This is a genomic window from Paenibacillus xylanilyticus (assembly GCF_013359935.1).
GTDB classification, from domain to species: Bacteria; Bacillota; Bacilli; order Paenibacillales; family Paenibacillaceae; genus Paenibacillus; species Paenibacillus xylanilyticus.
Map to the genome: position 1 here is coordinate 462,681 of NZ_JABMCB010000206.1, position 21,346 is coordinate 484,026.

21 protein-coding genes are annotated in these 21,346 nt (G+C 47.7%); 12 read left to right on the forward strand and 9 right to left on the reverse strand.

What is annotated here, in order from left to right:
- Positions 1–62: 62 nt before the first annotated feature.
- The gene (locus tag HP552_RS34025) at positions 63–470 is read right to left on the reverse strand and encodes a hypothetical protein (RefSeq protein ID WP_175399728.1); all 408 of its coding nucleotides are present in this window, start codon (positions 468–470) and stop codon (positions 63–65) included.
- 355 nt (positions 471–825) lie between these two features.
- On the opposite strand from HP552_RS34025, the gene HP552_RS34030 reads away from it, so the two are divergent.
- From HP552_RS34030 to HP552_RS34070, 9 genes are all read left to right on the forward strand, one after another.
- Positions 826–1,383, forward strand: a complete 558-nt coding sequence (locus HP552_RS34030; protein WP_175399729.1) for a MarR family winged helix-turn-helix transcriptional regulator — start codon at positions 826–828, stop codon at positions 1,381–1,383.
- 53 nt (positions 1,384–1,436) lie between these two features.
- On the forward strand, positions 1,437–2,885 hold the full coding sequence (locus tag HP552_RS34035) for an aryl-sulfate sulfotransferase (RefSeq protein WP_175399730.1): 1,449 nt from the start codon (positions 1,437–1,439) through the stop codon (positions 2,883–2,885).
- 76 nt (positions 2,886–2,961) lie between these two features.
- Complete coding sequence (locus tag HP552_RS34040) at positions 2,962–3,954, forward strand: ABC transporter substrate-binding protein (protein ID WP_175399864.1); 993 nt, start codon at positions 2,962–2,964, stop codon at positions 3,952–3,954.
- Between the two features lie 25 nt (positions 3,955–3,979).
- Positions 3,980–4,756 (forward strand): ABC transporter ATP-binding protein, encoded by a 777-nt coding sequence (locus HP552_RS34045; protein ID WP_175399731.1) that lies wholly within the window; start codon positions 3,980–3,982, stop codon positions 4,754–4,756.
- 17 nt (positions 4,757–4,773) lie between these two features.
- Positions 4,774–5,547 carry an ABC transporter permease gene (locus HP552_RS34050; protein WP_175399732.1) on the forward strand — a complete coding sequence of 258 codons (774 nt, stop codon included), beginning with the start codon at positions 4,774–4,776 and terminating at the stop codon, positions 5,545–5,547.
- 229 nt (positions 5,548–5,776) lie between these two features.
- Positions 5,777–6,586 (forward strand): DUF92 domain-containing protein, encoded by an 810-nt coding sequence (locus HP552_RS34055; protein WP_175399865.1) that lies wholly within the window; start codon positions 5,777–5,779, stop codon positions 6,584–6,586.
- 13 nt (positions 6,587–6,599) lie between these two features.
- A complete protein-coding gene (locus tag HP552_RS34060) occupies positions 6,600–7,178 on the forward strand; it encodes a TetR/AcrR family transcriptional regulator (protein WP_175399733.1) in 579 nt (192 codons plus the stop codon).
- A 67-nt stretch (positions 7,179–7,245) separates the two neighbouring features.
- Positions 7,246–9,177 carry an ABC-F family ATP-binding cassette domain-containing protein gene (locus tag HP552_RS34065; protein ID WP_175399734.1) on the forward strand — a complete coding sequence of 644 codons (1,932 nt, stop codon included), beginning with the start codon at positions 7,246–7,248 and terminating at the stop codon, positions 9,175–9,177.
- 147 nt (positions 9,178–9,324) lie between these two features.
- Entirely contained in the window at positions 9,325–10,263 is a 939-nt protein-coding gene (locus HP552_RS34070; protein ID WP_175399735.1) for a hypothetical protein, read from the forward strand.
- A 96-nt stretch (positions 10,264–10,359) separates the two neighbouring features.
- Here the strand turns inward: HP552_RS34070 and HP552_RS34075 are convergent, their stop codons facing one another.
- From HP552_RS34075 to HP552_RS34095, 5 genes are all read right to left on the reverse strand, one after another.
- Complete coding sequence (locus HP552_RS34075; protein ID WP_175399736.1) at positions 10,360–11,400, reverse strand: M42 family metallopeptidase; 1,041 nt, start codon at positions 11,398–11,400, stop codon at positions 10,360–10,362.
- Positions 11,401–11,502: 102 nt separating this feature from the next.
- The gene (locus HP552_RS34080) at positions 11,503–11,883 is read right to left on the reverse strand and encodes a LapA family protein (RefSeq protein ID WP_175399737.1); all 381 of its coding nucleotides are present in this window, start codon (positions 11,881–11,883) and stop codon (positions 11,503–11,505) included.
- A gap of 135 nt (positions 11,884–12,018) precedes the next feature.
- Positions 12,019–13,809 (reverse strand): oligoendopeptidase F, encoded by a 1,791-nt coding sequence (pepF, locus tag HP552_RS34085; RefSeq protein WP_175399866.1) that lies wholly within the window; start codon positions 13,807–13,809, stop codon positions 12,019–12,021.
- 198 nt (positions 13,810–14,007) lie between these two features.
- Entirely contained in the window at positions 14,008–14,193 is a 186-nt protein-coding gene (locus HP552_RS34090; RefSeq protein WP_175399738.1) for a hypothetical protein, read from the reverse strand.
- 3 nt (positions 14,194–14,196) lie between these two features.
- Positions 14,197–14,430 carry a hypothetical protein gene (locus HP552_RS34095; protein ID WP_056700248.1) on the reverse strand — a complete coding sequence of 78 codons (234 nt, stop codon included), beginning with the start codon at positions 14,428–14,430 and terminating at the stop codon, positions 14,197–14,199.
- Positions 14,431–14,593: 163 nt separating this feature from the next.
- On the opposite strand from HP552_RS34095, the gene HP552_RS34100 reads away from it, so the two are divergent.
- A complete protein-coding gene (locus tag HP552_RS34100) occupies positions 14,594–14,791 on the forward strand; it encodes a cold shock domain-containing protein (protein ID WP_095288023.1) in 198 nt (65 codons plus the stop codon).
- Positions 14,792–14,917: 126 nt separating this feature from the next.
- Here the strand turns inward: HP552_RS34100 and HP552_RS34105 are convergent, their stop codons facing one another.
- Positions 14,918–16,096: an MFS transporter gene (locus HP552_RS34105; protein ID WP_175399739.1), complete on the reverse strand. Its 1,179-nt coding sequence runs from the start codon at positions 16,094–16,096 to the stop codon at positions 14,918–14,920.
- A 35-nt stretch (positions 16,097–16,131) separates the two neighbouring features.
- A complete protein-coding gene (locus tag HP552_RS34110) occupies positions 16,132–17,472 on the reverse strand; it encodes a multi antimicrobial extrusion protein MatE (protein WP_175399740.1) in 1,341 nt (446 codons plus the stop codon).
- Positions 17,473–17,651: 179 nt separating this feature from the next.
- Here HP552_RS34110 and HP552_RS34115 point away from each other — a divergent pair, with 179 nt between their 5' ends.
- Together HP552_RS34115 and pfkA are read left to right on the forward strand one after the other, a co-directional pair.
- The gene (locus tag HP552_RS34115; RefSeq protein WP_175399741.1) at positions 17,652–18,731 is read left to right on the forward strand and encodes a tetraprenyl-beta-curcumene synthase family protein; all 1,080 of its coding nucleotides are present in this window, start codon (positions 17,652–17,654) and stop codon (positions 18,729–18,731) included.
- Positions 18,732–18,785: 54 nt separating this feature from the next.
- Complete coding sequence (gene pfkA / locus HP552_RS34120) at positions 18,786–19,757, forward strand: 6-phosphofructokinase (RefSeq protein WP_175399742.1); 972 nt, start codon at positions 18,786–18,788, stop codon at positions 19,755–19,757.
- A 149-nt stretch (positions 19,758–19,906) separates the two neighbouring features.
- Here the strand turns inward: pfkA and HP552_RS34125 are convergent, their stop codons facing one another.
- The gene (locus HP552_RS34125) at positions 19,907–21,271 is read right to left on the reverse strand and encodes an MATE family efflux transporter (RefSeq protein ID WP_175399867.1); all 1,365 of its coding nucleotides are present in this window, start codon (positions 21,269–21,271) and stop codon (positions 19,907–19,909) included.
- Positions 21,272–21,346 lie beyond the last annotated feature (75 nt).

Below are 21,346 nucleotides of genomic sequence, written 5' to 3' on the forward strand. Positions count from 1 at the left end.
GGCGGGAAACCGCTCCTTTTTTCATGCCCATAAATATAAATGAACACACAGGTGGTACGAAATTATGCCCACTCATACGAGGTGGTAGCACTCTCTAATACGAGTTCGTCCAGCTCTGCAAGTTGTGCCATGTACTGCTCTTCGCTAATACTTCCACTTGCCAGACGATCATCCAGCTGCTGTCTGAGTTGATTGACCTGCAAAGCCACGACCTGATTGAAATCCCCATCATTTTCTTCGGCAATCGTTTGTAGCGACTTGCCTGCGTAGAGATCCTGATACAGATTTTCTTCTGAGGATTGATTCAGTGCGTTCATCAGCTCATCCTTACTCTCATCCTTGGTATTTATACTTACAATGGACCACTCCGTTAAAGGGATCGGGGAAATGGCTGATTTGCTCCAGGCAGTTCCTGCAAAGGACATGGTTACAATCATCGTTCCCACAAACATAACGCGTTTCATGTTCATTCTTGTCAACCTCATTTCTGTTTTAAAGTACGAATGGGATCGTAGCTTAGTCTTGATGTTTTGAGCTGAGATTAGTTTAACCGGGGAAGCTGAAGTGAAACTTAAATTCGGATAAATAAATCCTAACCCGCAGAAAGTTTGAATATTTTTACTAATTCTTACTTGACAGGTTGGGTTAGTTGGTTATATGATGATCTTAATTATTTTAACACTCATTAAATGAACAGTGAAATAAATTGAATACAGATGCGAGCTGATTGGACCACCAAAGGCTCCCGGGACTACTCCATATGGAATGTCTTCGGGAGCCTTTTTGTGTACTGGCTAACGTTTCGATTGGATAGGAGGAGATGAAATGAGCGAGAGAGAGTGGGATGCGTTGGAGAAAACGGATTGGCTGTTTCGCAAAATGGTCAGGCGATTCGTCAAGGAGCGGGATCGCATAACGGTGGAAGGCATCAGCCTGCCGGGCATGCTCATCCTGCATAAAATTATTCGAGAAGGAGAACAGCGGCTGGGGGATCTGGCTGAACAGCTCGACTTCACTTCCGGTGCCATAACCGCATTAACTGACAAGCTTGAGAAAAAGGGGCTTACGATCCGCAGACGCAAGGAAGACGATCGCCGGACAGTCCTGCTGGACATTACCGCTAAAGGCCGGGAGATGTATGACCGCAACAGCAATATCGGTGCCCGATGTATCACGCTTCTGTTTGAGGGGTTTACAGCAGCGGAGCTCGAACTGCAAAGCCAATTTTATGAGCGGGTGATCGCGAATCTGGAAGGGTTCTCAGACACACTGCTGGAGCTGGCGGAGAGCAACACGAGAGACGATAGAGATCCGTCCGTTGACAATGTCCTTGAACAGAAGCAAAAGGGGAATTCCGGGAAGAGCAACTATCTCAGTTACTAACGTTTGACCAGCACTGAAAATCAACAAACCAATCCAAGGGAGAGATGAGAACGATGGGACATTCAACAATTTATCCAACAGGAGCAACGCTGTATAATCCGGAAAAAGCTTGGGGTGGTTACACGGTATATCAGGCAGGTGAAGAAGGCGTTGTATTAATTGATATGAACGGTAAGGAAGTTCATTTGTGGAAAGGTCTGCTCGGATTTCCGGCCAAGATTTTCCCAGGCGGTTATGTGCTGGGAAGCACAGGCAGAAGAGATCCGAAGTTTGGTATTCAGGATAATGTAGATCTGGTTCAAGTGGATTGGGAAGGCAACATCGTGTGGAAATACAACAGCTATGAGCATATTGAAGATCCGGGGTACGAACCATTGTGGTACGCCCGCCAGCACCATGATTATCAGCGTGAGGGCAATCCGGTAGGTTACTATGCACCTGGTCTTGCTCCCAAAACGCAGGGAGGCAAGACATTGATACTGGCTCACAAAAACGTAAGCAATCCGCAAATTTCGGATAAACCTTTGCTCGATGATGCCATTATCGAAGTGGATTGGGAAGGGAATGTGTTGTGGGAATGGCTTCCGAACGAGCATTTTGAAGAACTTGGTTTTGATGAGGCGGCACGCAATGTACTGTACCGTGATCCCAACACGCGCTCATTTGGTCACCTTGGTGGCGGTGTAGGTGATTGGCTGCATATAAACTCAGCTTCCTATGTTGGCCCCAACCGGTTCTATGAAGCGGGAGACGAGCGTTTTAACCCGGATAACATCATATGGGATGCTAGAGAAGCCAACATAATTGCCATTACGGACAGACAGAGCGGCAAGATTGTATGGAAACTGGGTCCGGATTATTCCTCTCCTGAAGCGAAGCATATCGGCACCATTATCGGACAGCATCATGCACATATCATTCCTCAAGGTCTGCCGGGTGAGGGGAATCTGCTGGTGTTTGATAATGGAGGATGGGCAGGTTATGGTCTCCCGAATCCGGCTTCTCCATACGGCTTGAAACATGCTGTTCGTGATCATTCACGCGTGCTTGAGATTGACCCGTTGACGTTGGAAATAGTGTGGCAATACACATCTGCCGAAGCAGGGTTTTCCGTCCCAACCGATTCGTATAAATTCTACAGTCCATATATCAGCTCCGCCCAGCGTTTGCCTAACGGTAATACCTTGATTACAGAAGGGTCTAACGGCAGATTGTTCGAAGTAACAGCTGAGCACGAGCTGGTGTGGGAGTATATTTCTCCATACAAAGATGGGCGTAATACCAATATGGTGTACCGTTCGTATCGTGTTCCATATCAATGGGTTCCTCAACTGGAGAAGCCGGAAGAGGTGGCGATTGAAGCCATTGATGTATCTGCCTACAGAGTGCCGGGAGCAGCACCCAAAGGCTCTGAATCTGTAGTCAATGTGGAGACAACGCTGCCGTTTGTTGAAGGCGCAGCTTGCGTAGCAACATCGGATGAGGGGAAACAAGGCGGTTAAAGGCTAGCGATGATAAAACGATCGAACGGGGGGCAATATTGTGAAAAAAACAGCCATTTTAAAGGGAGCATGGATCATGCTCCTCTCCATGACATTCATATTATCCGGATGTTCTTCAAACGGAACGATATCCGAAGCGAAGGGCGGCTCCGCCAGTGATGCCGCCAAGGTAAAGATTCGCATCGCGGATACAAGCACTAACCCGACGTTCAGGGTAGCCATTGCCAAAGGCTTCTTCGAAAGCCAAGGTATTGATGCAGAAAGTATTACGTTCGGTTCACCGGCAGAAGGCGTGAATGCACTGTTTATCAAGCAGGTGGACATTGCCTACGGCGCTGACTTCCCTGTGTTGAATGCTCTGGCCAAAGGGGATTATTCCATCATTGCTTCTGCCGGTCAGACGACGGATGAAGCAGCAGCTGCATGGAAGCTGTATGCCAAGGAGGAGATTCAGTCTGGTGCCGACTTGAAGGGCAAGAAAGTGAGTTTTATTCGTGGTACGTTTATTCCGTATCTGTGGGATGAGTATTTGAAGGATCAGGGACTGGCACTTGGTGATGTGACACAGGTTGGTCAAGGTGCCTTCGACGAATCCTACATTGCATTGAAGCAAGGAGAACTGGATGCCACCTGGGTAATCGGCTCTGCTTTAACTGACAAGTTCGATACACTCGAAGGTGTACATCAGCTGACAGATATGTCCCAGACTCCGGTAAGGCTTGGCATGGGACTGGTCGCAAGCAATGAGTTCATCGAGGATAATCCCGAAACGGTAAAGGGTTTTCTTGTGGCACTGGATGAAGCTGCGACATATGCCCAAGCGCATCCTGAAGAGGTAGCAGATCTAATGTATAAAGAGACAAAACAACCCAAGGAGGCTACGTTGAAGGATCTTCCCATCAATCCGTGGGTTGTCGGATTTACTCAGGAAGCCTATGACAGTTTGGCAGGACAAAAGCAATATATGGTGGATAACGGGATCATTGAGCAGGACTTCGATCTTAAAGGCAAGTTGAACCTGGAACTCCTGAAGCAGGCACTGCCCGATAAAGTAACATATACCGAATAACCTAATACGTATTGGAGGTATCCTTATGTCCTTACCTGCAGATCGTCACACCATTCATATCGAACAGCTTCGAAAAACCTACAACGCTCCGACAAATGGAGAAGTGCATTACATTATTAAGGATGTTGATCTGGTGATCAAGGGCGGCGAATTCTTCGTTCTGCTTGGTCCCAGCGGTTGCGGAAAGTCAACGTTACTTAACATGATCGCGGGGTTTATCTCCAAGTCGGGCGGACAGCTTAAAATGAATAACAAGGAGATCGACAGACCTGGTAGGGATCGTGCAATGGTGTTCCAACAGGCAGATTCCTCTCTCTTTCCGTGGCTTACCGTAAGGGAGAACGTTGAATTTGGGCTTCGAATGTCCAAGGTGGCCAAGTCGGAGCGACGTGCGATTTCGGATCGATACATCCAGCTTGTGGGGCTGGGGGGCCATGAAGGGAAATTTCCGAAGGAGCTGTCGGGAGGCATGAAGCAGCGGGTCCAACTGGCACGGGTACTGGCCAATGACTCGGCGATTCTTCTCATGGATGAACCTTTCGGGGCATTGGACGCCATGACCCGGAGAGTCATGCAGAAGGAACTGGTGAATATCTGGAGGGAAACACATAAGACCGTCATTTTTGTTACCCATGATATCCAGGAGGCGCTGTTGCTCGGTGAACGGATCGGAATCATGTCGGTGGGTCCTTCGTCGAATATAACGGATATTTACCATAACGTTCAGTCTTATCCGAGAAATATTGCATCGGCTGAATTTAACACCCTGTACGATCAGATTCAAAGCCATTTTGAAGAATAACTGAGGTGAACTGGACCATGAAATGGTTGGAGAAAAAATGGGTGTCTGTACCGCTGTTATGGGTTACAGTCATCCTGATATGGCAGCTAGGCGCATTGCTCTATGGGCCGGACGTGATCCCTGGTCCATGGGATACTGTGCAGGGTGCCCGCGAATTAATTGCAGATGGTACGCTGATGCAGTATATCGGGATTAGCTTTACGCGTGTACTGGCCGGGTGGGTACTGGGAAGCGTCATCGCCATTCCGGTAGGGCTTCTTATTGGTAAGGTTCACATCATTCGGCTGTTTGCCGAACCCTTTCTTAATTTTATTCGTTTTATACCGCCGATTGCTTTCATTACATTATTCCTGGTTTGGTTCGGCATTGGGGAACAGTCCAAAATTGCACTGATCATGTATGCGACATTTTTCATTGTTGTGCTGAATACGCTGACGGGTGTTCTGTCCATAGAGGAAGATAAGATTCGTTCAGCCCGCAGTATGGGAGCAAATGAGTGGCAAATTTTGCTGCACGTTGTTGTCCCCGCTACGACACCATACATTTTCACAGGGATTCGATTGGCAATGGGAACTTCCTACATGGCCATTATCGGTGCAGAGATGATTGCTTCAAATGAGGGTGTAGGTTATTTGATCTGGAACTCACGGCTGTTTTTCCGGACGGACTGGATTTTTGTTGGCCTAATCTCCTTAGGTTTTATGGGTTTTCTCACGGATCGCTTATTCAACTGGTTTGGCCGCCGCGTATTGTTCCGGTATGGCGTTGTTGGCGGAGCTAAGCGGGGCTAAACACTTGAATGGAATGAAAAAACGAAAAACTTACATCATAAGGCAACTCTTTATTTGTTATATCTTATCAAACAAACCTGATTTCGCAGCTTCCAAAGTTGCCAAATCAGGTTTTTGTTATGCCGGCTACGGGAGTTTCGGCATTGGGGTCAAACCGTGGTATAATTGAATTTCAAAAATATAATAAACGTCATGTGGACTCTACATGCTTCCACATGCAGGAGAGATTATGGACTGGATTATCGGCGCCGTATGCGCTTTTATTGTGGCTGGTGCTGCCTACGCGAAGAAGTCGCTAACCTTGTCCGGCTGCCTGGCAGCTGTGATGATGGGAACGATCTATTACGGAGCAGGTAACCTGTTTTGGTTTGGCACACTGTTGTTATTTTTCATTACCTCAACGCTGCTGTCCAAATATCGCAAGGAACGCAAGCAGGAGCTTGAGAAATCGTATGCCAAGACAGGCAATCGGGATGCAGGACAAGTGCTGGCTAACGGCGGAATCGGCATGGTTCTGTGTCTGGGATACTGGATCATACCACACCCGGCTTGGACATATGCGTTTGTTGGAGTCATGGCAACCGTGACATCTGATACCTGGGCTACCGAGCTCGGAAGTCTAAGTCGCAAACCGCCACGTTCAGTTGTGACTTGGAAGGTGCTGACCCCAGGCGCATCCGGAGGCGTGTCATTACTTGGTACAACGGCGGCTGCTGTAGGCGGAGCGTTAATTGGAGTCGGTGCATTTTTCTTTTCATGGATCGCAGGCATTGAGACTCAGGGTCTTCTGATCTGGACGTGCATAGGCCTCGTGGGTGGACTGGCTGGAGCGTTTGCCGATTCTTATCTGGGAGCAACGGTTCAGTTAATGTACCGCTGCACCACATGTGGGCGCGAAGTTGAGGTCAGCGAACATTGTGGGCGCACGACCGTGCGAGCACGTGGCTGGGCATGGATGAGCAACGATCTCGTCAATGTCCTGAGTTCGGTGATCGGAGGGTGTTTGGCGATCGGTTTGGGCAACATTTTGGCGCTGTAGGGAGGGAGTGCAAGTGAGCACTGTGCATGGAGACAAATCGGAGGCTATTTTGGATGCAGCTTATGGTATTTTTGGCTCAAAAGGATTTTATGAGACAAAAATGTCCGATATTGCGGACGAAGCAGGCATTGCAAAAGGCACCATTTATTTATATTTCAAAAGCAAGGAACAATTATTTATCGCCGTATCCAAGCGGGATTGTAACGGTTTTATCAGCAGGCTTGATTATGCTCTGAAATCTCAGGAGAACACGGGTGACAAGCTTGGCGCTATTGCCAAGACACACCTGACCTATTATTACGAGCGGCGCAATCATACGAAACTGTTTTTTATGGCACCCAACAATGATCCGGACTTGATGAAATTTATGAAGGCATTCATGAATGAGTATATGAGCATGGTTTGTGAGGTGCTGAAAAGTGCAAGCGTACCTGAACCTGTGCTTCTGGCTGAAGCTTACATCGGGATTTTGGACCGATTGAAGATGGACATCATGCTGAATCCGGAGTTCAATGAGGAAGACCTGAATAAACGAATTGCTTTTGCAGCGGCTCTATTTCTGGACGGATGCCGTTCCTTTTTACAAATATAAGTATCATCATGTGCGTGGAATCAAGAGAATATTGAATTTCAATTTACAGAGAAGTGGGTAACGAGCAATGAACATAATGACGGTAGAGCAAATTGCGAAAAGCTATGGCGAGAAAATATTGTTCAAGGATGCCTCGTTTGGCATGGGGGATCAGGACAAGATCGGCGTCGTTGGGGTGAACGGAACAGGAAAATCCACGTTTCTGCGTGTGATTGCAGGCATGGAGCCGGCAGATGAAGGACAGATTGCCATCAGTAATGATGTGCGTATTCAGTTTCTGGCACAGAATCCTGAGTTTAACCCTGATAATACCGTACTGCAGCAAGTATTTGAGGGCGATGGCCCAGAAATGAAAACAATGCGTGAATATACGGAGACGATGGAATTGTTAGAACTCAATCCTTCCGATCCAGCATTGCAAGAACGGTTATTGCGTCTGAACCAGCAGATGGAGCAGCTCCAGATCTGGCAGATGGAAAGTGAAGCAAAAAGCATTCTGTCCAAACTTGGTATCCGTCAATTCGATGCCCTAATGGGAACATTGTCCGGTGGACAGCGCAAAAGGGTAGCTCTTGCGTCTGCACTGATTCATCCCTGTGAGCTTCTCATCCTGGATGAGCCGACGAACCATATCGATAATGATTCCGTCATCTGGCTGGAGCAGTATTTGCAAAAACGCCGCGGTGCGCTCCTCATGATTACGCATGATCGCTATTTCCTGGATCGTGTGGCGAATGTGATGCTGGAGCTGGATCATGGACGTTTGTTCCGGTATGAGGCGAATTACACCCGTTTTCTAGAGTTGAAGGCGGAGCGGGAAGAACGCGAATCGGCATCGGAGCAAAAGCGGCAAAATCTGCTGCGTACGGAGCTTGCCTGGATTCGTCGCGGAGCCAAGGCGCGGACAACGAAACAAAAAGCGAGAATTGACCGGTTCGAACAGCTGAAGGACCAACAAGGTCCTACTCGTTCTGGCTCATTGGAGGTTTCGGTAGGATCCACCCGATTGGGCAAAAAGATTCTGGAGATTGAGCATTTGTCCAAATCGGCGGGCGATCGCAAATTAATTGAAGATCTAAGCTATATTGCCGTACCTGGCGACCGGGTGGGTATCGTTGGACCGAACGGCAGTGGTAAATCGACTCTGCTGCAGATGATCTCTGGCAAACTGGAGCCGGATTCCGGTGAGGTGGTTCTTGGTCCAACCGTCAATTTGGGCTACTTCACACAAGAGCATCAGGAAATGAATGAATCTCTGCGAGTCATTGAATATATCAAGGAAGTAGCCGAGAATGTGCGGACTGCCGATGGGTCGCTGATTACAGCAGCCCAGATGTTGGAACGGTTCCTTTTCACACCTGCATCGCAGTGGACGCCAATCTCTCGTCTGTCAGGTGGAGAGAAGCGTCGTCTCTATCTGCTGCGTGTGCTGATGGCTGCGCCGAATGTACTGCTTCTGGATGAGCCGACCAACGATCTGGATATTCAAACGCTGGCGGTACTCGAAGATTACCTGGATGACTTTCCCGGTGTTGTTTTCGTTGTATCCCATGATCGCTATTTCCTGGATCGTACCGTGGATAAAGTGCTGGCGTTCGAGGGCGATGGTGCCATTCGGGTTCATGTTGGCGACTATAGTGAGTATGCGGAATGGATGCTGAAGAATGCACCGGGAGCTTCTCCGGTGAGCGATAGTGGTTCAGCAGCGAAAAAAGCAGGAACGGATGAGGTTAAGTCTGCTGCTGCAGCAGCCAAACCCAAGCTGAAATTCAGCTTCAAGGAACAACGGGAATATGATCAGATCGATGAGAATATTGAGAAGGCCGAAGCCAATCTTGCGCGGATTACCACTGCGATGGAGGAATCCTTCAGTGATTCAGCCCGTCTGCAGGAACTGATGGCAGAGCAGGCCGAGGCAGAGCGTCATCTGGACGAACTGATGGAACGTTGGACCTTCCTGAATGAGCTTGCTGAGCAGATTGAGAAAAGCAAATCCTAATTGAATCAATTGAATCGTCATCTTTTAAAATGTGGCTTAACGCTGTGTTTTGAGGGATGGCGATTTTTTTTATATGAAACGTTAACCATATCCATTACGTTGTAAGTAGTAAGGAAATAGTTCCAGCGAAAGGAGAACACCACATTTATGTACAAAGAACTGAATGAACAACTGGCTGTGCTCAAGGAGAAGGGGAGAATTTACGAGAAGTGGAACATACGAATGGAGAAGTTGAATGAGGAAGAAGCTGAGTGGCAAACGAAAGTACAGCGGTGCCTGGAACATCTCCAGAAGGAGCAGGATGATGTGGATCGGCTGAATAGCATGACGCTGTCTGCATTTTTTTATAACCTGATCGGTAAAAAGCAGGAGCGCCTGGAGAAGGAAGAAATGGAGCTTATGGAGAGTAAGGCTGAATACGATACAGCTTGCCACATGTTAAACGACATCCATGAGCAGCGCAAGGAAGTGCAGCGCGAACTGGATGAGCAGAGTAAATATCGCTTTTGGGAAAATGATTACAAGGTGTTGTGGGGCAAAAAGGAAAATCAACTTCTGTCAAACAATGATGAACTTAGGCAATTGGCAGAGGATCTGGAGCATTTGCGCGGCGAGATGAAGGAACTTAAGGAGGCAGATCGTGAAGGTGAACGGTTACTGAGTGCACTGAATCGTGCCGGTGATGCGTTGAAGTCTGCAGGGAATTGGGGAGTTTACGACATGATGGGTGGAGGCATGATATCTACTCATATCAAACGCAGTCGTATGGATGACGCGCAATCTGCCATAACCGAAGCTGGAAGACATCTGAAACGATTCCAGAAGGAATTGGAAGATGTAAAAATGGCTGTACACACGGACTTGGAGCTAGGAGGTTTGTTATCCTTTGCAGATTATTTCTTCGACAATCTCTTTGTGGACTGGATGGTACAGGACAAAATACGCAAAGCGGAATCCCAGGTGGAGGATGGTTTGCGTACAGTTCGCCGTACATTGCATGTATTGAAAAATGAAATCCGTGATCATGAGCGAGATTTAACAGGGTTAGAGCAGCGATATCATCAGTATGTGGAGCAGGCCGACTAGGATGGGATAATCAGATGAGAGTAAAAAAAGATGCCAGGCAGCCTGAATGAGCTGTTGCTGGCATCTTCGTTTATTATTGAGGCACGGGCTGGTTGACTACTTGGTTGTGATGTATGCAGCCAGCAACCGGGCCGTATTCAGAACGGCATCCTTGTGTGTACGCTCCATGGAATGGGAAGCGTGAACCCCCGGACCAATCAGCGCAGCACGAATGTTATTCCCACCTCGCAAGGCGGCACTACCGTCAGAGCCGTATTGTGGATAAATATCGACTACGTAATCAAGATTCACTTGTTTGGCAAGCTCAATCAGTCGGCTTGTCATATCATAATCATACGGGCCAGAGGAGTCTTTGGCACAAATGGATACATCCGTTTCTTTACAGCTGAGATCATCACCCATTGCTCCCATATCTACAGCGATCAGTTCACTGATTTCTGCCGGGATATAGGAGGCACCATGACCAACTTCTTCATAGTTCGAAATAAGCAGAGAAATGTCATGAAGTGGCTTCCAGCCTTCCCGATGCGCTGATTCCAAGATGCCGAATAGGGCAGCCACACTGGCTTTGTCATCCAGATGACGTGACTTGATATAACCGCTTGGTGTAATAACCGCACGTGCGTCAAAAGAAATAAAGTCACCCACGCTGATGCCCAGTCCCAGAACGTCTTCCTTGGACGAGACCACTTCATCAATTCGAACTTCCATATGGTTCTCCGTACGCTCAAAGGTGCGGGCGTCAGGGTAGACGTGAACAGAAGGATGCAGGGAGAGAATGGTCCCGGTGTATGTCTTGCCGTCACGTGTATGGATGGTACAATACTCATTTTCAATACTATGCATAGAGAATCCGCCAACAGAAGTCAGCTTGAGCGTACCGTAGGAAGTGATGGAACGTACCATGGCACCTAAAGTGTCCACATGTGCACTAAGCCCCACCGTTTTGGATGAATCTTGACCAGGTAAAGTGAGTACGGCCCCACCTTTGTTGTTTAGTTCGAATGGGACATTCAATGATCGTGCTTCTTCCCGGATCATCTCCATAATGTAGTGTGTGTAACCACTTGGGCTTGGGGTATCCAGCAGCTTTTTCAGAAAGGTCAGGACGTAGGATTCATTAATTGTAAAATTCATATAGAGTTCCTCCTTAATAATAGGTGTTCCGTTAAACAAGAATACAGCCTGTCTGGTAGAATGGGCCAAACCATTCCTTATCCAGCAGGCTGTTTCTTCTTCTTACAACGTATCCGCAGAATTTCCTTTACGCCCACTCTGGATGGAATCCGTTTGAGCAATACTATCCGTTTCTGTCGCTCCGAATGGTTCTGTCGTTGTATAGGAATCGGGTGACGAGTAACTTGAAGTGGAGTTTTCCAATTCGATTATACGCAGTTTTAATTGCTTGTTCTCGCGCTGCAATCGATATTGGCGGAAAATGCCATAGGATCCTACAATGATTCCGCCGATCAGGGTACAGCCTAAAATCAGCAGGATTAATGGGATTTGAACCGTGTTAAAGAGCAGGTTGACCTGCACGGAATCCACATTAATTACAGCGAAGATTCCGGTTAGAAGTGCAAAAACAAGACCTGCGATGAGGGTCCATTGCATTTTCATGGTGGTGCCTCCTTGTTGAACAATTCAGGAATAGAATGCATTACCCCAAAGAAGGCGCTGTGCATCTGGCTTGATGATAAAATCCCTTGCCCATTCGGGCAAGGGATGCAGGTCACATGGAACAGTAGGGCAACCTTATTTGGTCAATTGTTCCATTTGTTCAATCAATTCTTTGAAGACACTCATGGCTTCGCGAATTGGCTGTGGTGAAGACATATCCACGCCTGCTTTTTTCAGAATATTGATGGAGTAGTCACTTCCACCACTCTTGAGGAAGCCGAGATAACGGTCTACCGCAGGCTGACCTTCTTCGAGAATCTGTTTGGAGAAGCTTGTTGCTGCAGAGAAGCCGGTTGCGTATTTATAAACATAAAAGCTGTTATAGAAATGGGGGATACGCGCCCACTCCATCTCGATATCCTTGTCAACAGCCATGCTGTTTCCATGGTATTTGACGTTAAGGTCATAATAAATTTCAGAGAGCAGCTGCGGCGTAAGGGCTTCGCCTTCTTCTGCACGCTCATGAATGATTTTCTCAAATTCTGCAAACATCGTTTGACGGAACACGGTGGTGCGGAATTGATCTGCATAGTATGTTAACAGATACAGCTTTTCCTTTGGATCCGTGGATTTGTTAAGCAGATAATCCATCAGCAGCGCCTCATTGGTTGTGGATGCAACTTCTGCAAGGAAAATGGTATATTGTGCATCCCGATACGGAAGGGAAGTATCCGAATAATACGAATGCAAGGCATGACCCATTTCATGTGCCAGCGTAAACATGCTGTTCAGATTGTCTTTGTGGTTAAGCAAGACGTATGGGTGAGTGCCATATGCACCCCAGCTGTATGCGCCTGATCGTTTATTTTCGTTCTCGTATACGTCGATCCAGCGGTCATCATAACCCGCCTGCAGAGCATCTGCATAGTCCTTGCCAAGCGGTTTCAAACCATCTTTAACGGTTTGTTTGGCTTCCTCATAGGTAATATCCATTTTATACTCATCGACCAGTGGAGCGAACAGATCGTACATATGCAGTTGGTCCACACCGAGCAATTTTTTGCGCAGATCCATATAACGGTGCAGCAGTGGAAGGCTCTCATGAATGGTGTCCACCAGATTGGTGTAAACATCCGTTGGAATGTTGTCACCGTACAGGGACATCTCCATGACGGACGGATACTTCCGGACGTTGGCATAGAACATGTTTTTGGTGACGTTGGCATTCAGGGCTGCGGCAATGGTGTTCTTCTGTTTGGAATACGTTTCATACACGGCTTTGAAAGCACGTTCACGAACTTCGCGATTAGGATTCTCCAGGAACTGAATGTAACTTCCGTGGGTAAGCTCCACTTCGTTGCCATGTTCGTCCTTGATTTTGGGAAACTTGAGATCAGCGTTATTCAGCATGCTGAAGATCGTCTGTGGTGCCTGGGACAAGTTGCCCACCTGTGCAAGCAGAGCTTCCTCCGTTTTGCTCAGGACATGCGCCTTTTCACGTTTCATCTCTTCCAGCGTGAACTTGAATGCAGACAATTGCTCATCGGCAATGAATGCATCCAGCTGATCATCCGGTAGAGAGAGAATTTCGGGTGTCACAAAGGAAAGAGCTTCGCCAACACGTACACTCAGCTTTTGCGCTTTTTGGGACAGGTTTTGGTATGTAGGATTAGCTGTGTCTTCATCTTGATGCATGCGTGCATACACAAAGAGGCGTTCAATTTTGAGACTGACCTCATCTTCGAGTTCGAAACATGCCTTAAGAGATTCCGGCTTGTTCAGCTTGCCTTGAAATTCGGAGGCTTTCTTGGTCAGAGACGTTACTTCTTCGTATTCCTGATCCCAGGCTTTCTGATCGGCGAACAAATCTTCGAGTTTCCAGGTATGTTCAGTTGGCACCTCGGAACGTTTCAATAATTGACTCATGGGAATCCTCCTTTGATGAAGTTGATGTATAGACCAGTCTGCCCCCGGCTCGCTCGCTTGTGCGGAGAGAGACGAAGGAATCAGACTGAGTACTAGCAAGACAAACAGCGATTTGCGGTATTTCAAGCGGCCTTCCTCCTCACTATACGAACAATCCGGTATAGTATGGCCTCGGGCCTGTTGAAATATTTGAGAGCACTAGGCTCCCATATTGGCTAGGAAATAGACGATCAGGAAAAAAGCAAAACAAATCAGCAGTGTGGCAATGAGAGCCATTCCCCGCCGAAGTCGATCCGGGATGGAATTGCGTCCCAGAATAAGTACAGCTCCCAGACAAAAGGCAAGGATAATGAAGATGACGACATTGCTTGAGTCAAGCGGCATCCATTACACCTCTTTGAAAGCAGCCATCAATTGACGCCATTCATCTTCGCGGTTCTCAAAATCAGCCTTAGGAAAACGGCGTTCAGCCCAGTGCATCAAGGCAGGGCGGCTGAGAAATGTGTGGCATTCCTCGCCCCATTCTTCGGAAATTTCACGGAGTACGAGATATTTGCCCTGTACCTCTACAGTCATCATATTCCACTTGTCGGTTTTGTATATTTCATGTTTTTTTATCATAGGTAGTCTCCAAACTAACGGTTTTGGTAAAATGATACCGTACCCTACGATTCAAAGCAAATTTTTTCCGCATTTATTGAAAAGATAAATTGCAATGTAGAAAGTCATACAGTATAATTAGGGTATTCGCCATAGATGGCGATATTTTTAGGAGGTTGTTCATTTGAAAGGTACAGTTAAATGGTTTAACGCAGAAAAAGGCTATGGCTTTATTTCAGTTGAAGGCGGCGAGGACGTATTCGTACATTTCTCCGCAATCCAAGGCGACGGCTTTAAAACATTGGAAGAAGGTCAAGCGGTAGAATTCGAAATCACTGATGGAAACCGTGGTCCTCAAGCAGCTAACGTAATTAAATTGTAAGATTTTTCCGTTTATCGGATTTCTTATAAATGATTGGCTTCTAGCTGAATATAAAGAACCCAAGCACAGTCCCCCTCGGGAGACTGTGCTTTTTTGTGTTCATATGTGGCAAAGGTTGTATAGCGCTCATTGCGCACGATTGGTCATGCTGGACAGCAGCTTCAGGACGAAGCCAACAAGTGCAGCGAGTGAGAATGCCATTGCTGTGAGATAGAAAACATGCCTGCCGGCATGATCCAATATCAAACCGCCAAAGGTTCCGCTGAGCAGACCAGAGGCACTGGACCACACAATGGTAAACAGGGCCATTCCTGTTGCACGGTACGCATCGGGAACAAGGCGTGTAATATAGCGGACGGCTGTCACGTAGAAAATGCCGAAGGTAACGCTGTGCATGGTCTGAATCGCAACAACAGCCGCAGGTGTATCCGAGACAGACATTAGCAATAAACGAATGGTGTACATCAGCGCAACGAACGTGAGGAGTGGAAGCTCCTTATAACGATTGCCATACTTGCTGAGCAGTAGAAAAATCGGAATTTCACTCACGGAAGAGATGAGCAAAGACCAGCCGATTAGCCCTTCACTGGCACCGAGGTCCTTCAGCGTGATGGTGAGAAAAGCCTCGTTCATCCGGTGACCCAGTGCCAGCAGGAAGACACAGCCGAAAAAGCTAAGGACATCCCTCCGTTTCAAGATCGCCCACAGCCCTGAAAGGTCCATTTTACTGGTAGTGCCAGAAGGCTCTTCCTGATCCTGTAATCGGAAACTGATCAGAAGTGTAATGGCCGCAAGTGCGATGCACACCCACATCGTCCATCCCGGTCCAAAAGAGCCAAGAAAATACCCGATGCTTAATGCAAAAAATGCGTAGCCGATCGAGCCGAAAACACGAATGGACGTGAAGTTGCGGCCATATTTGCTTGCAGTTGTAATCGCCATCGTATCGGCAAGGGGATAAACCGGATAGTAGAAAAAGTAAAACAAGGTTACCAGGATAAATACCTGTCCGAAGGACGTGGCATTTGCCAGCATGACACCTGTAATCAATTGTCCGCCTAGCAGAATGATCATGACTTTGCGGACCGTTTTATAGCGATCACTGGCCATGCTCCAGAACATGTTGGAGAATACCGAAACAAGTGGACCGATCCCGTACAGGTATCCAATTTCAGCCCGGCTGAATCCCAGATGACTGAAATACAGCTGCAAATAGGATACAACCAGTACGGTAGAGCCGAAGATTGTGAACATTAGTGCCCGCAGCCAGTTTTGATCCGGGCGGGCGTTGTGACTTAATTTCATGTTGAGAGACTCCATTCTTCAATGCATTTCAATATTTAGCCTTTAAGTGAAGGTGATTTTCCGGACGGTGCAGCAGACATGGAAGGCTCTTTCTGCGTGCGCCTGATGACAAGCCAGACAATGATCAGTTCGGCAAGCAGGCCAAGAGACTGAGCGACCGCTCCGATCATGCCGTTCCACGCTGGAAATATGGTGACCAGAATGAGCAGTACGATAACCGTACAGATGGCATTGGCTGACTGGGACCGAAACATCGTTTTGGTTTGTCCCCGCAGCAGGATCAATCCATTGCTGAAGTCGAGAAAAGGTGAAATCAGCGGGAATAGTACAAAGGCACGCAGTGTCCACAAGCTTTGCTGCAGCAGGTTGCCTTGAACGCTCATTACATTCTCCAGTACCCAGGGACCCAGAGGTGTGTAGGCAATGGATACAGTCATGGCAAACGGAATAAATCCGGTGACCAGTGCGAATTTTTTCACCAGTTTGGCATCAATCTGATAGAAGTTCAGCACAATTTGATGGATATAAGTAAAAAAGCTCAGCATAAGCTGCATCAGACTGCTGGCTACAGCAAAAGAAGAGATGGCCAGCGCAATTCCGGTTGTTTTGCCAAGTACGATATTGATGACGGGTCCGATGAACAAGGCCACAAAACTGGATAACAAGAGCGGTTTGTAGAAGCGAAAAACGTCTCCCTTGCTTTCAACAGGGTGATCTTCAAGCTTGGCTGGCATGCTTCGCTTGATGCTGTTTCCTTCCAGAAAGCTCACCAGGGCCTCGATCATCATGCCTGCCGCAAAAATGATAGCGCCTACACGACCACTGTTAATGCTGTCTGTATAGATGAAATACAGAGACAGGCCGTACATGCCGCCAAGACGGAATAACATGCCGATGGTCAGCCATTTGGTCCGGTTATTCGTAATAATGATGCCCTGGTAGATATTGCGAATGACGGAGAAAATGCTGACGTACATCAGAATTTCATAAACATCAATCACTTTGGTCAACAGATCGGGACTCACGCCAAACAGATATTTAAAAACTACTGTACCAACAGGAGAGTATACGATAAGGAATCCAATTAGCAGTACGCAGGCAAGAAATATTTTGGTGACGAATGTGAGGGCCTGAAAAGAAAGGCGGTCCCGTACCAGCGCAGAACAGGTTTGCCGCAGCAGTGTGGAGGGGCGTTCGGTAAGGGTCAGCAGACTGCCGGCAATGGCGTAGCTGGCAATGACCGTCTCCGGGTGGGCAGATCTGGCGAGTGTACTATTAATAATCACGTGAGAAATGGTAACCAAAGAGGCGGATATGCCGAGCGGCACAAAAAAAGCAAATAACCGTCTCCACGAGAGAGGCTCACTTGACGTCATGTCAACGACTCCTTTGATGGATGAAATATGCTTAGTATATCACAAAGACTTGGCAGCGGATGCGATTTTTTGCCGTGATTATGCGGTAGATCATTTGTACAATTAAGGGGTTCATATTATAATGGGATTGGTTAAAAATCGCTCTAATACGTATTCAACCAAGTGGAGGCACATTTATTTTGAGCCAATCTAATCAAAGTCGACATCAATATCCGCGGGGACCGCTGGAATTGATGAGAGGGGTGTACAAGTACACCATTCCGGAAACGCGGAAAGAACTGGCTGCCTGGCGTGCTGAGGCCGAGAAAATTCCGAATGAGGAATTACGCAATCAGGCCCTGGCTAGTCTCAAAGACAAACAGTTTCACTGTGAAGGCGGAACGGTTTATGCTTTGCCTGATATGCCAAAGAGGCACATCCTGATTCCGCTCATTGTTTCTTATCAAACTATTAGTGATTATTTGGACAATCTGTGCGACCGCAGCACATCGATGGACCCGAATGACTTTCGGCTTCTCCATCAATCCATGCTTGATGCGGTAGATCCCGAAGCAACACCAGTCAATTATTATGCGCTCCGAGAGGAGCAGGACGACGGTGGATACTTGCGGAATCTGGTGACAACATGTCAGGAGTTGACGCGTCAGCTGCCTGGATATGCGTCCGCCAAGCCCCAAATTCAGGATCTGGCAGGCCTATACACGGACCTGCAGGTATATAAGCACATCAAGCCGGAACTGAGAGAAACGGCACTGCTCGAATGGTGGTCGGAGCACCGCCACCGAACACCTCAGTTCCGTTGGAACGAATTTGCCGCCGCGACCGGCTCTACGCTGGGCGTATTCATGCTGTTTCTGGCTGCAAGTGATGATCAGCTGACTGAAGAGCAGGCGGCCTCGATCCACACTGCCTATTTTCCGCATGTATGCGCATTGCACATTATGCTCGATTATTTAATCGATCAGGATGAAGATCGTATCGGTGGAGATCTCAACTTCTGCAATTACTACGAGAATGTGGAGACGATGCTGGACCGCATTGCTTTTATCGTGGAGATGGCCCGCAGTGATGTGCAGAATATTCCGGGCAGCGCTTTTCACCGGATGATTATCGAAGGACTGCTTGCCATTTACCTGTCTGATCCCAAAGTCAGCGAACAGCAGGAAGTTCGCGCCGTATCCAAGCGTTTGATGAAGAAGAGTCCAATGACCAGAGTTTTTTTCTTTATCTTCAGTCGCTGGATTCGCAAACATATGTAAGTCAGGCGCATTGTTGCGGAAGCCTGAAGTGAAACTAGAGGAGGAAGAAACATCATGACAGCAGTAAAAAAAATCGCAGTTTTAACGAGCGGTGGTGATTCACAAGGAATGAACGCGGCTGTTCGTGCGGTGGTTCGCAGCGGATTGTTCCACGGTCTCGAAGTATACGGGGTTCAACGCGGGTATCAGGGTCTGTTGAATAACGATATTTTCCCAATGGATCTGCGCAGTGTAGGTGACATCATTCAGCGTGGCGGAACGGTTTTGCAATCGGCTCGCTGCAAGGAGTTCTACACGGCAGAAGGCCAGCAAAAGGGAGCAGACATCCTGCGTGCCCGTGGCATTGATGGTCTGGTTGTTATCGGTGGGGACGGTTCTTACAATGGTGCCAACAAACTGAGCAAACTGGGGATCAACACGATGGGTCTTCCAGGAACCATTGACAATGACATCTCATTTACGGATTATACAATTGGATTCGATACAGCAGTAAGTGTAGTGGTAGATGCAGTCAACAAACTGCGTGATACCATGTCTTCTCATGAACGTTCTTCCATCGTTGAGGTTATGGGCCGCCACTGTGGCGATATTGCACTTCATGCCGGACTGGCGTCCGGTGCCGAAACGATTCTTGTACCGGAAGTTCCATTCGACATGGATGAAGTGGCAGACCGGATGAAAGCCAACTTCGCACATGGTAAACGTCACAGTATCATTATCGTTGCTGAAGGCGTTGGCAGAGGCGAAGATGTGGCCAAAGAACTGATGGAACGCTGCCCGACATATGAGCCGCGTGTAACTGTACTGGGTCACATTCAACGTGGCGGTACGCCAACTCCGTTTGACCGTAACCTGGCCAGCCGTCTGGGTGACTTCGCTGTACGCAGCCTGATTTCCGGTGAGACCGACAAGGGTTGTGGGATTATCAAAGGTGAGCTGGTCCTGACAGATATCGATAAAGTCGTTAACACGAAAAAAGATTTCGACATGAACACGTACGAACTTGCACAACGTTTATCTCAATAAACAACAATCAAAAGAGCACAGCCCGGGTTGACGGCGCTGTGCTTTTTTTGCATCACATGAAATGTGATGTGATGTGATGTGATGTGATGTGATGTGATGTGATGTGATGTAAAGTAATGTGAGCTTGCTTACTTTTATCCTTGAACTGATTAATTTGATTGTTCAACCATGCGAACTGCAGTTTTCCGCTGAACCAGGAACAGTCTCCAGAGCAGTGCAGTGGCACCGACAGCAAGGCCGGCAATAAGGCCGATCCAGTATCCAAAAGCGCCGAGCGATGTATACGTGGCAGTAATGTAGCCTACGGGAAGACCAATGATCCAATAAGCCACGAACGTAATCATCAACGCAGGGTTAACATCTTTGTATCCCCGAAGTGCACCTTGGGTTGGGGTAGCGATGGCATCCGATATCTGAAAGAAGATGGCATAAATGAGGAAATGCTGAGTTAAGGCAATGACCTCATGTTCGTTTGAATACAGACCTGCAATTTGTTCTCCAAAGACGAGCAATACAACCGCTGTCAGCAGTGATAGTACAATGGCTCCGCCAATACCAAGCAGACTGTACTGCTTGGCATCTCTCAAACGTCCAGCACCTGCCTCGTAACCGACAAGGATGGTAAGGGCCATACATATGCTCACTGGCAGCATGTACAGCGTAGACGCGAAATTGAGGGCAGCCTGATGGGCAGCAATCGTAATGGTGTCAAACCGGCTCATCATTAACGTCACGGCAGCAAAGATCGATGTTTCAAAAAAAGTAGCGAAGCCGATGGGTACCCCGATTTTGAGGAGTTCCTTCCATTTTCCCAGTGATACGCCAGTGAGGTGACGAAATACCCCATACTGGGCAAAAGGCTCAATCCGATGCACAAAGAAGATGCTGATAAGGAAAATAAGCCAGTAGGTACACGCGGTAGCCACACCTGCGCCCACACCCCCCAGCTGGGGAAAACCCCATCGTCCGAAGATGAGTAAATAATTCAGTAAAATATTAACTGGCAGGGAAACTAACGTGATGAACATGGTGATTCGTGTCTGCCCAAGTGCATCCATGAAACTGCGCAGCACGGTATATCCGAATAGTGGAAGGATACCAAAAGCCAGCGCACACAGAAAATATAGGGCAACCTGGGCAACACGCGGTTCCAGCGGCATCCCGTTCAGAATTGGGGTAAGGATCATGGCTCCTATGGCAAGAACGGCAAGACTGACGGCAATGCCCAAATAAAGTGCCTGTATGACACTGTGTCCGATCTGATCCTTGCGTTTGGAGCCAAGCAGATGGGATACCACAGGAGTGATTCCGATGAGAATTCCACTAAGCCCGGTTTGTACCGGCATCCACAGACTCGTACCTATTGCTACACCAGCCAAATCGGCCGGGGAAAACTTGCCTGACATATTGGTATCGAAGAAGGACATGGCAGACAGGGCGATCTGTGTTGTGAATATGGGTAAAAATATGATCAGGAATTGTTTTACTTTTTGCGAAAAACTTGTGGTTGTCATGTTCACTGGGAGTGCCTCGCTATTCATAAGAATGATCATTCAACTGACATATATGGACAGCTATTCATTGTAGTG